Here is an 11717-nt window from a genome sequence, read left to right as displayed (position 1 = left end):
TGCTGCCTTCAGCGCCCTGCGGCGTAGCCCTGCATGCCGCGCGGGTTGGCGGCGGCGCGGCGGCGCACCCCGACGCGCGAGGCCGCGGTGAGGCGACCTTCCGACCAGTCGGGGCCGACCTCGACAATGTGTCCGCGCTCGCGAAGGTTCTCGATCGTCGCCTTCGGCACGCGGTTCTCGACCACGAGCACGCCGGGGCGCGCGGTGCGCGGCCAGAACGAGATCGGGAAATGCTCGGAGTGCCAGGCCGGCGCATCGATCGCTTCCTGGAGATTGAGGTTGCAATGGACGTGCCGTAGGAAGAACTGCGTGATCCACTGATCCTGCTGGTCGCCGCCGGGCGAGCCCCAGGCCAGATACGGCTCGCCGTCGCGTAGCGCCATGGTCGGCGACAGCGTCGTGCGCGGCCGCTTGCCCGGCGCAAGCGCTGCGGGATGGTCTTCCTCCAGCCAGAACATCTGCGCGCGGCTGCCGAGGCAGAAGCCGAGCTCCGGAATAATCGGTGAGGATTGCAGCCAGCCGCCCGATGGCGTCGAGGACACCATGTTGCCGGCCTTGTCGATGATGTCGAAATGCACGGTGTCGCCGCGCACTTCGCCGAAACGCCCGACTGTCGGCTCGCCCGCGCCAAGCGCGCCGACCGCCTCGCGCTGCCCCTCGGCGCGGCGCAGCTTGACCACGCCGCCAAAACCTTCGACCGAACCGGGGAGGAAGTCGAGCGATGCCTTCTCTGAGATCAGTTTGCGGCGTTCGTCGTTATAGGCATCCGACAGCAGCGTCGCGATCGGGATCTCGCTGAACTTGGGATCGCCGTAGAATTTTTCGCGGTCGGCGAAGGCCAGCTTGGCGCATTCGATCTGGAGGTGGATGAATTCCGGCCCGGTCGGATCGAGCCCGTCGAGCGCAAAGCCCTTGAGCAGCGCGAGCTGCTGGAGCGTCACCGGACCCTGGCTCCAGACGCCGGCTTTGCAGACCGTGTAGCGCCCGTAGTCGTAGGTGAGCGGTGCCTCGATCGTCGGCTGCCAACGCGCCATGTCGTCGGCCGAGAGCACGCCGCGATGCGGCGAGCCGCTGACATCCATCACCTCCTGGGTGCGGCAGAACTTGTCGATGGCTTCCGCAACGAAACCTTGCGACCAGGCCTTTCGCGCGCGCTCGATCTCGGCGTCGCGGTCACCGCCGCCGCTCTCGGCTTCGCTGAGAATGCGGGCGTAGGTCGCAGCCAGCGTCTTGTTGGTGAAGAGCGTGCCGGGCCTCGGCACTTCGCCATTGGGCAGATAGACCGCGGCCGAGGTCGGCCAATGCTTGCGGAACAGTTGCTCGACGGTCTGGATCGTGGCGCAGGCGCGCTCGACCAGCGGATAGCCGTCGCGCGCGTAGGAGATGGCTGGCTCCAGCACGTCGCGCACGCGCATCGTGCCGTAGTCGCGCAGCAGCATCATCCAGGATTCGAACGTGCCGGGGACGCAGGCCGCGAGCAGGCCGGTGCCGGGCACCATGTCGAGGCCTTCGCTCTTGTAGTGGGCGATGGTGGCGCGCGCCGGCGCCGGGCCCTGGCCGCAGATCACCTCGGTGCGTGCGCGTTTGACGTCATGCACGATGATGGGCACGTCTCCGCCCGGGCCGTTCAAATGCGGCTCGACGACCTGGAGCGTGAACGCTGTGGCGACGCCGGCGTCGAAGGCATTGCCGCCCTTTTCCAGGATGGCCATGCCGACCGCGGTCGCGATCCAGTGTGTGGTGGCGACGACCCCGAATGTGCCCTCGATCTCGGGGCGCGTCGTGAAGGGATCGGGATTGACGTTGCTGGCCATGGGATTTCGCTACCTTATTTGTCGCGCGCGCAATTGATCACAGGCGATGCCGTGCCGCCAATGCGTGGACCGCATGGCACGCGCGCGTCACGCCGGGACCGGCGCGGTGTTCACCGCATGGCAGGCGACGCCGGCGATCAGTTCCGGGGCTTCCTTGCGGCAGAGATCGAACGCCAGCGGGCAGCGCGGATTGAAGGCGCAGCCGGGCGGCGGATTGATCGGATTCGGGATCTCGCCCTTCACCGGAATACGCTGGCGGCCCGACATTGCGAGATCGGGCACGGCGCCCAGCAGCATCTTGGTGTAGGGCATGCGCGGTCTGGCGAACAGCTCGCGTCCCTCCGCGATCTCGACGATGCGGCCGAGATACATCACGCCGACGCGGCTCGCCATGTGGCGGACCACGGCGAGGTTGTGGCTGATGAACATGTAGGTCAGGCCGAACTTGTCCTGGAGGTCGCGCATCAGGTTCAGGATCTGCGCCTGCACGGAGACATCGAGCGCCGAGGTCGGCTCGTCGCAGACGATGAACTCCGCATCGGAGGCGAGCGCTCGCGCGATCGCGATGCGCTGGCGCTGGCCGCCGGAGAATTCGTGTGGAAATTTCAACCGGTCGTCGGGATGCAGCCCGACAAGGCTGAGCAATTCGCCGACGCGCGCCTGGATATCGCGCTCGCCCTGGATCAGGTCGAAAGCGCGGATCGGCTCGGAGATGATGGCATCGACCCGGAAGCGCGGGTTCAGGCTCGCATAGGGGTCCTGGAAGATCATCTGGATGCGGCGGCGCAGTTTTCGCCGCGCCTGCGCCTGCCGTGGATCGGTCATCGAGATGCCGTCGATCAGCACGTTGCCGGAACTCGGCGGCAGCAGGCCGACCACCATTCGCGCCACCGTGGTCTTGCCCGAGCCGGACTCGCCGACCAGAGCAAAGGTCTCGCCCTTCCTGATGTCGAAGCTAACGTGATCGACAGCCTTGAGATATTCGAGATGCCCGCCTTCGAGCACGCGGTTGAGCCAGGGTTTTGAGACGTCGAAGACGCGGCGCAGATTTGTGGCCTGGACGAAAGGCGTGCTCATGCCGCGCTCTCCGCAGGCACGGTGTCGTAGAGATGGCAGGCAACGGATTGTGTGCCGCGCGATAGTGGCTCCGGCCGTTCAACCCGGCAGCGATCGAAGGCGAAGGCGCAGCGCGGATTGAACGAGCAGCCACGCGGGATCGCCGATAGGCGCGGCATGGAGCCGGGGATCTGCACCAGGCGCTTGTCGTCCCCGGCAAGCGTCGGAATCGCGCCCATCAGGCCCTTGGCGTAAGGGTGCAGCGGATTCCTGACGACGTCCTGTACCGGGCCGATCTCGGCGACGCGGCCGGCATACATCACCGCGACGCGGTCGGAGGTCTCCGCGATCACGCCCATGTCGTGGGTCACCAGCATCACGGCGGTGCCGTGATCGCGCCCGAGCCGCTTGATCAGGGAGATGATCTGCGCCTGCACGGAGACATCGAGCGCGGTGGTCGGCTCGTCCGCGATGATCAGTTCGGGCTCGGCGCAGATCGCCAGCGCAATCACAACGCGCTGGCGCATGCCGCCGGAGAATTCGTGGGGATAGCCGTCGATGCGCTTTTCCGGCGCGGGAATACCGACCTCGGCGAGCAGGTCGATGGCGCGGCGGCGGGCGGCCGCCTCGGACAGGTTCAGGTGGGTTTTGATCGTCTCGATGATCTGGTCGCCGACGCGGTACAGCGGATTGAGCGAGGTGAGGGGATCCTGGAAGATCATGCCGATCCGTTTTCCCCGGATGCGGCGTATCTGCTCGGCGGGCAAATTGTCGATGCGCTGGCCGGCGAGACGAATCTCACCGCCGGCGATGCGGCCGGGCGGATCGATCAGGCCGATCACCGCCAGGCCGGTGACGGACTTGCCGGCGCCGGATTCGCCGACCACGCCGAGCACCTCGCCCTTGGCGATGTCGAAGGAGACGCCGTCGATCGCGCGCAGCGTGCCGCGGCGGGAGGCGAACTCGACCTGAAGATTGCGCACGGAGAGAACGGGTTCGGTCATGGGCGAGGCGATTTCATCGAAGCTTTGCTCATCGAGTCTTGCTCATCGAAGTTTCGGGTTGAGCGCGTCGCGCAGCCAGTCGCCGAGCAGGTTGATCGACAGGATCAGCGCGGCGAGCGCAAGCCCGGGGAAGGCGACGATCCACCATTCGCCCGCGAACAGATAGTTGTTGCCGATGCGGATCAGCGTCCCGAGCGACGGCATGGTGTCGGGCAGGCCGACACCGAGGAAGGACAGGGTCGCCTCGGTGATGATGGCAAGCGCGAGGTTGATGGTGGCAATGACCAGGATCGGTCCCATCGTGTTGGGCAGCACGTGCCGCAGCATGATTTTTGGTGCGGGCAGGCCGATCAGCTGCGCTGCGGCCACGTAGTCCTTGTTCTTCTCGACCATCACGGAACCGCGCACGGTCCGGGCATATCCGACCCAGAAACTAAGCCCGATCGAGATGACCAGCACCACCAGCATGCTGTTGGCATCCAGCCGGTTGCCGAGGATCGATTTCGCGATGCCGTTGACCAGCAGCGCGATCAGAATGGCGGGGAAAGTGAGCTGCACGTCGGCGATCCGCATGATCACGCCGTCGACCGCGCCCCCGAAATAGCCGGCGGTCAGGCCGAGCGCGATTCCGAGCGCGCCGGCGAAGACCACGCCGGCGACACCGACGGCGAGCGAGATGCGCAAGCCATACAGGATGGCGGAGAACACGTCGCGGCCCTGCTCGTCGGTGCCGAGCAGGAACGGGCTCTGGCCGTCGGCGGTCCAGAGCGGTGAGATCCGCGAGTTCATCAATTGCAGCTGCGCCGGATCGAACGGGTTCTGCACCGCGAGCGCGGATGCAAAGATCGCGAGCAGGAAGAACAGCACGGTAATGGCCGCCGCCACCATGGTCAGCTTGGAGCGGCGGAACGAATAGAAGATGTCGCTGTCGAGCGCGCGGCTGAGCCAGCTCCGGGCGGCATGCGTCGGCAGCGTGCTCGGCTTGTCGGAATTTGAGGCGACTACGTCGGACATGAAGGCTGCCTCATGCGGCGCGGCCGATGGTCGAGCGCAGGCGCGGATCGACCACGGTGTAGAGGATGTCGACCACCAGATTGATGGTGACGAAAATCAGAGAGACCATCAGCAGGTAGGCGGCCATAATCGGGATATCGACGTTTTGCACGGCCTGCACGAACAGAAGTCCCATGCCGGGCCATTGGAATACGGTTTCGGTGATGATCGAAAATGCAATAACCGAGCCAAACTGCAGTCCGGCCACCGTGATGACGGGAATGAGCGTGTTCTTCAGCGCGTGGCCGAAATGGATGGCACGGGTGGTCAGCCCGCGGGCGCGAGCGAAGCGAATATAGTCGGTTCGAAGCACTTCCAGCATTTCGGCGCGCACCAGCCGCATGATCAGGGTCATCTGGAACAGGCCGAGCGTGATCGAGGGCATGATCAGCGCCTTCAGGCCCGACAGCGTGAGCAGCCCCGTCGTCCACCAGCCGAGCTTGACCACCTCGCCGCGACCGAACGAGGGCAACCAGCCCAATGTCACCGCGAACAGATAGATCAGGAGAATGCCGATCAGGAAAGTCGGCAACGAGATGCCGATCAGCGAAACCGCCTGGAATAATTTGGCGAGCACGGTGTCGCGTTTGAGCGCCGAATAGACGCCCATCAGGATGCCGAACACCATTGCGAATACGGTCGCGCAGATCGCCAGTTCCAGCGTCGCGGGCATGCGCTCCATCAACAGCGTAGAGACCGGCTGGCGGAACTGATAGGAGACGCCGAATTTGAACTGCGCGGCGTTGCCGAAATAGCGGACGAACTGCACCGGCACGGGATCATCGAGGCCGAGCGATTTGCGCACGGCTTCGCGTTCGGCCGCCGACGTATCGATCGAGACGATCTGGTTGACCGGGTCGCCGGCGAAGCGGAACATCGAGAACGCGATGATGCCGACGGCGAACATGACGCCGATGGCCTGAAGGGCGCGGCGAAGAGTGAAAGCGAGCATGCCTTCCACTATCCTTGGGTGTGCGTTTGGCTGACGTCTTTGTCAGCCGGAAAAGGAAAGGTCCCGGAAGCCTGACGCTGCCGGGACCTCGTGTTCAACTGTCGCTATTCCTTCTTGGTCGCCCAGTGGAACATGACCAGATTGTCGGCGCGCTGCGGCAGGTTGACCTTCTTTGATACGCCCCAAGCCAGCGCCTGCTGGTGCAGCGGGATGTAGGACCAGTCCTTGTTGCCGATTTCGTAGGCCTGCTTGATCAGCTGGTTGCGCTCGGCGGTGTCGGTTTCGACCAGCACCTTGTCGGTGATGGCGTCGAACTCCTTGTTGCAGTAACCGCCGAGATTGGCTTCGCCGCGCGAGGATTTGGCATCGTCGCGGCAGCCCATGATGTCAAAGAGCACGTTGTGGGAATCCATCGTGCTCGGCGTCCAGCCCAGCATGTAGAACGAGGTCTGGTAGCCGCCTTGCTTCAACACCTTGGCGAAGTATTGCGCCTTGGGCTGCGCCAGCAGATTGATCTTGACGCCGATGCGGGCGAGCATGCCGACGACGGCCTGGCAGATCGCGGCGTCGTTGACGTAGCGATCGTTCGGGCAATCCATGGTGACCTCGAAGCCGTCGGGGTAGCCGGCCTCGGTCAGGAGCTTCTTGGCGCCTTCAGGGTCGAATTTCGGCCGGGTGAACTCCTTGGACAGCAGGAACAATTCCGGAGCGATCATCAACGCCGACGGCGTCGACAGCCCGCGCATCACGCGCGTCTTGATCAGCTCGATGTCGATCGCCTTGTAGAAGGCCTCGCGGACGCGGATGTCCTTGAATGGGTTCTTGCCCTTGATGCTGGAGTAGAGCAACTCGTCGCGGACTTGATCGAAGCCGATGAAGATGGTGCGCAGCTCCGCCCCCTTCAGCACCTGGGCGTTCGGGCTCGAATCGACGCGGGAGATGTCCTGGATCGGCACCGGCTCAATGACGTCGACTTCGCCCGACAGCAGCGCGGCGACGCGGGTGGCGTCGGAGGCGATCGGGGTGAAGATGATCTCCTTCAGGTTACCTTCGACCTTGCCCCAGTAATTGGGGTTGGCCTTGAACACCGTCTTCACGCCGGGCTGGTGGCTCTCGATGACGAAGGGACCGGTGCCGTTCTCGTGGAGCGAGGCGTAGCTCGGCGTGGTCGCCGCCACCGGCGTCGGGTCGACGACGTTGTTCTCCTCGGCCCATTTCTTGTCCATGATGTACCAGACATCCCACGCGTTATGCAGGATGGGATTGGGCGAGGGCAGGACGAAATCGACGGTGTAGTCGTCGACCTTGATCACCTTGACGTCCGGAGCAAGGCGGGTCTGCATGTTGGACCCCTTCTTGCGGACGCGATCGGCCGAGAACAGCACGTCGTCGGCGGTGAAGGGATCGCCGTTGTGGAATTTCACGCCTTTGCGCAAATGGAAGCGCCAGCGGGTCGGCTCCGGGGTTTCCCAGCTTTCCGCCAGCGCCGGAATGATCTTGAGGTCCTTGTCGCGCGCGGTGAGGCCTTGATAGACGTGACCGAGATGGGCGTGGGTGGTGCTCTCGTTGAGCGTATAGGGATCGAGCGACTTCAGGTCACCCTGGTTGGCATAACGTAGCGTCTGGCTCGACGCCGGCGAGACCGCCAACGCAAGCGTACCGGCGAGCGTCGCCGCAAACAGAGTTCGACCGACTGACATTCTTGACCCTCTCCACTCTGCCGCGCCGTGATTTTTGATTGTTCGGCGGGCGTCCCAATCCATGTTGCCCAGAGTTCACGACCCGTGCAAGCGCCATTCCAGCAAGGAACGCGCCAAGTTGCGCCGCTGTGCAGCAATGCTGGCCGACAATCTGGCGGCGAGGGGTTCGCGGGCGATATTCGACTTTCGATCGGTGAAGTCCCCGGCCGCGGGGCCCTCGTGCCCCGCCGGGCGCCGAGGAAGCGGGCTCATGGCGGGCGCGATTTCATTGACCATATCCGCCGATCGCGGAAGCAAGGCCGGCCGCCAGCCTCAGGTCGCTTGCGTTGCACACCGTCTCGCGGCGATACTGCGACAGGCCGCTCGAATCTCATCTGGAGGGGACATGAAAGTTAACATCGAAATTGACTGCACCCCCCTTGAAGCCCGCCAGTTCTTCGGACTACCCGACGTGATGCCGATGCAGACCGCCGTGATGGACAAGTTGCAACAGCAGATGATGTCCAACATCGACAAGGTCTCGCCGGAATCGCTGATCCAGAGCTGGTTCACCTTCGATCCCAAGATCGCCGAGCGGTTTCAGGACATGTTCGTCACCATGGCCGGTCTCGGCAGCCCGCGCAGCAGCGACAAGAAGAAATAAATGTCGCCCGGGCCGGACGAGCCGCAGGGGTCGGGCCGGCTTCGTCCGCCGAGCCTCGGCCTGCTGCTGGCCGAAGCCCGTGGACTTTTCGAATTCAACGCCAGCGTAATGCTGTCGCCGCTCCTGATGCGCGCGCCCAGGGGCGACGGCCATCCGGTGCTGGCACTGCCGGGCTTTCTTGCCAGCGATCTCTCGATGGCACCGATGCGGCGCTATCTCAGCGAGCTCGGCTATGAGGCGCATGCCTGGCGGATGGGGCGCAATCTCGGTGGGCTGGAACGGATGAGGGAAGCCCTGCGCGCGCGCCTTGCCGAAATCCACGCCACGAGCGGACGCAAGGTCAGCCTGGTCGGTTGGAGTCTCGGCGGCGTCTATGCCCGCGATCTCGCGCTCCAGGCGCCCGAGATGGTCCGCTACGTCGTCACGCTCGGCAGCCCGTTTGCCGACGACGTGCGGGCGACCAACGCCACGCGGCTGTACGAAGCGCTGACCGGCGAGCGTGTCGAGGATTTCGCCGAACTGCGCGAGGCGATCGCCGGCGATCTGCCGGTGCCGGCGACGTCGATCTATTCGCGCGCCGACGGTATCGTGAACTGGCGAACCTGTTTGTTGCGTCCCTCCGACCGCGCCGAGAACATCGAGGTGCACCTGGCGAGCCATATCGGGCTCGGCGTGAACCCCGCGGCGCTGTGGGCCGTGGCGGACCGCCTGGCCCAACCGGAGGGGGAGTTCTGGCCGTTCGACCGGGCAGGGCCGTTTGCCATTGCATATGCCCCGCCGGAACGGGCAGTATCGGCCTGACGAGAAGCGCCGGCAAAGGCGCCCGTCAAAACGAGCGGAGGGAACTATGGCTGACGGTAAGAAGCTGTCGTCGCTGGACGCATCATTTCTCTATCTGGAAACGCCGGAGATGCCGATGCATGTCGGCAGCATGGCGATCTTTCGCCTGCCTGACGACTACAAGGGCGACTTCTTCGAAGATTTCAAGGCGATGATCGTCTCGCGCTTGCACATCGCGCCGATCCTGAAGGCGCGGCTGGAGAAGGCGCCGCTCGATATCGATCATCCCTCCTGGGTCGAGGACGACCAGTTCGACATCGACCGCCACATCTTCCGCGCCAGCCTGCCGCAGCCGCGCGACCGCGCCACGCTCGAACGCATCGTCGGCTGGATGCACGCCAAGCTCTTGAACCGCGCCCGGCCGCTCTGGGAGTTCTACGTGTTCGAGGGCATGAAGGACAACGAGGTCGGGCTCTATTCCAAGATGCACCACGCCGCCATCGACGGCGGCGCCGGGGCGGCGCTGACCAACATGATCTACGATATCTCGCCCACCCCCCGGAAGGTCGATCCGCCGACGGCGGGCAGCAAGCCCGGACAGGAGCCGCGCGACATCGCCGCCAACCTGCTCGATTCCTATCAGCAGCTCTTCACCCAGCCGCTCGATGCCTCGGCCGCCGCGAAGAACCTGCAACTGCCGCGCACGGGCAAGAGCGACATCGGCTCGATCCTGTTCGACAATGCGATGTACCAGATCGAGAGTGCGGTGCGCTTCGCCGGCAACATCCCGACCATGGTCAAGAGCGTCTCCGACGTGCTCGGCAAGATCTCCGATCCGAAATCCCGGGAAAGCCTCGCCAGCATGGTGTCGCCGCCGACCATGCTGAACAAGACGATTTCCTCGGAACGCAGCTTTGCCGGCGTCTCGATCTCGCTGTCGCGTTCGAAGGCGCTCGCCAAGCAGGCCGGCGGCAAGCTCAACGACGTGGTGCTGGCGCTCGCCTCCGGCGTGGTCCGGCGCTACCTCCAGCAATATGGCACGTTGCCGGCGAAATCGCTGACCGCCGCCGTGCCGATCTCGCTGCGCGAGGAAGGCAACACCGAGGCCAACAACCAGGTGTTCGGCATGATCTGCTCGATCGCGACCAATATCGACGATCCCAAGGCGCGGCTGGAGGCGATCATCGCGCAGTCGACCAAGTCCAAGGAGATGTCGCATCCGTTGCGGGCCCTGATGCCGCAGATTTCCAACATCTCGATGCTGGGTGCGCCGATGATGGTGCAGGTTTTGGCGCTGCTCTACAGCCGCTCGAACCTGTCGGATGTGCTGCCGCCGGCGGCCAACATCACGGTGTCCAACGTGCCGGGGCCGCGGCAGACGCTCTATGCCGCCGGCGCGGAGCTGTTGCACATCTTCCCGGTGTCGATCTCGACGCATGGGCAGGCGCTCAACATCACCGTGCAGAGCTATCGCGACCAGCTCGACTTCGGCTTCATCGTCGGCGCCAACATCATTCCGCACGTGCAGGTGATGTGCGACATGCTGCCGGAGGAGTTCGCCGCGCTGGAGGCGGCCTACGCGCCGCCGGCGGCCGACGTCAAGGGCGCCGCAGAGTAGGAATATTGCGATGATTGAGATGCCACCGCTCAAGTTCGTGCAGACGAACGGAATCCGCATGGGCTACTACGAGGCGGGCCCGGTCAGCGACAAGCCGCCGATGGTGCTGTGCCACGGTTGGCCGGAACTCGCCTTCTCCTGGCGTCACCAGATCAAGGCGCTGAGCGAGGCCGGCATCCGGGTGATCGCGCCGGACCAGCGCGGCTATGGCGCGACCGACCGGCCCGAGCCGGTCGAGGCCTACGACATCGAACATCTGACCGACGACCTCGTTGGGCTCCTCGATCATCTCCAGATCGACAAGGCCATCTTCGTCGGTCACGACTGGGGCGGCTTCATCGTCTGGCAGATGCCGCTGCGGCACATCGACCGGGTTGCGGGGGTGGTCGGCATCAACACGCCTCATACCAACCGTGCCTGGGCCGATCCGATCGAGCTTCTGCGCGCTCGCTTCGGCGACAAGATGTACATCGTGCAGTTCCAGGATCCGGCGCGCGAACCCGACCGGATCTTCGGCAATCGCGTCGAGCAGACATTCGATGCGTTCATGCGCAAGCCGGCGCCACGCCCGCCCGATGCGCCGGCAGAGGAAGTGATTGCCGGCGTGGGCGCCTCGCCGCGGGTCAATCTGGCGTTTCCGCAGATGATTGCGGCTTACGACGCGAAGCACGATCCGCGCACGCCGATCCTGTCGCCGGAAGAGAAAAAGGTGTTCGTCGACAATTTCACCAGAACGGGCTTCACCGGCGGCATCAACTGGTACCGCAACATGTCGCGCAACTGGACGCGCGCCGAAGGGCTCGATCATACGGTGCGCGTGCCGTCGCTGATGATCATGGCCGAGAACGACGCGGTGTTGCCGCCGTCTTCCGCCGACGGCATGGACAAGCTGATTCCCGATCTCGAAAAATATCTGGTCCGCGACAGCGGCCATTGGACGCAGCAGGAGAAGCCGGAAGAGGTCAGCGCCAAGCTGATCGAATGGCGTAGAAGGCGGTTTGGCTAGCGCTCGTCGTTGCGAGGAGCGAAGCGACGAAGCAATCCAGACTGCCTCCGCGGATATATTCTGGATTGCTTCGCTTCGCTCGCAATGACGA

General features: G+C 64.5%; 10 protein-coding genes. 4 read left to right on the top strand and 6 right to left on the bottom strand.

Annotation, left to right across the window (positions count from 1 at the left end; genetic code table 11):
• Positions 1-8 precede the first annotated feature (8 nt).
• From ACVJ5M_RS36025 to ACVJ5M_RS36000, 6 genes are all read right to left on the bottom strand, one after another.
• The gene (locus ACVJ5M_RS36025) at positions 9-1814 is read right to left on the bottom strand and encodes a gamma-glutamyltransferase family protein (protein ID WP_063984750.1); all 1806 of its coding nucleotides are present in this window, start codon (positions 1812-1814) and stop codon (positions 9-11) included.
• Between the two features lie 87 nt (positions 1815-1901).
• Positions 1902-2891, bottom strand: a complete 990-nt coding sequence (locus ACVJ5M_RS36020; RefSeq protein WP_085404388.1) for an ABC transporter ATP-binding protein — start codon at positions 2889-2891, stop codon at positions 1902-1904.
• Complete coding sequence (locus ACVJ5M_RS36015) at positions 2888-3874, bottom strand: ABC transporter ATP-binding protein (RefSeq protein WP_063984748.1); 987 nt, start codon at positions 3872-3874, stop codon at positions 2888-2890. Before ACVJ5M_RS36015 ends, ACVJ5M_RS36020 begins: the two co-directional genes overlap by 4 nt.
• Before the next feature lie 42 nt (positions 3875-3916).
• Positions 3917-4888 (bottom strand): ABC transporter permease, encoded by a 972-nt coding sequence (locus tag ACVJ5M_RS36010; protein ID WP_063984747.1) that lies wholly within the window; start codon positions 4886-4888, stop codon positions 3917-3919.
• Positions 4889-4898: 10 nt separating this feature from the next.
• Positions 4899-5879 carry an ABC transporter permease gene (locus ACVJ5M_RS36005; RefSeq protein WP_063984746.1) on the bottom strand — a complete coding sequence of 327 codons (981 nt, stop codon included), beginning with the start codon at positions 5877-5879 and terminating at the stop codon, positions 4899-4901.
• 104 nt (positions 5880-5983) lie between these two features.
• Positions 5984-7579, bottom strand: a complete 1596-nt coding sequence (locus tag ACVJ5M_RS36000) for an ABC transporter substrate-binding protein (RefSeq protein WP_063984745.1) — start codon at positions 7577-7579, stop codon at positions 5984-5986.
• A gap of 385 nt (positions 7580-7964) precedes the next feature.
• Between ACVJ5M_RS36000 and ACVJ5M_RS35995 the strand changes: the two genes are divergently transcribed.
• The 4 genes from ACVJ5M_RS35995 to ACVJ5M_RS35980 are packed head-to-tail and all read left to right on the top strand — an operon-like array spanning position 7965 to position 11626.
• Positions 7965-8222, top strand: coding sequence for a DUF6489 family protein (locus tag ACVJ5M_RS35995; RefSeq protein ID WP_063984744.1), 258 nt, complete (start codon positions 7965-7967; stop codon positions 8220-8222).
• Positions 8223-9023 (top strand): esterase/lipase family protein, encoded by an 801-nt coding sequence (locus ACVJ5M_RS35990; protein ID WP_063984743.1) that lies wholly within the window; start codon positions 8223-8225, stop codon positions 9021-9023. It abuts the gene before it with no gap.
• 46 nt (positions 9024-9069) lie between these two features.
• Positions 9070-10620, top strand: a complete 1551-nt coding sequence (locus ACVJ5M_RS35985) for a WS/DGAT/MGAT family O-acyltransferase (RefSeq protein ID WP_028157105.1) — start codon at positions 9070-9072, stop codon at positions 10618-10620.
• A 10-nt stretch (positions 10621-10630) separates the two neighbouring features.
• Positions 10631-11626 carry an alpha/beta fold hydrolase gene (locus ACVJ5M_RS35980; protein WP_063984742.1) on the top strand — a complete coding sequence of 332 codons (996 nt, stop codon included), beginning with the start codon at positions 10631-10633 and terminating at the stop codon, positions 11624-11626.
• The last annotated feature ends 91 nt before the right edge of the window (positions 11627-11717 follow it).

This window comes from Bradyrhizobium sp. S3.7.6 (assembly GCF_054061875.1).
This window is presented reverse-complemented; position numbering and strand designations above follow the sequence as displayed.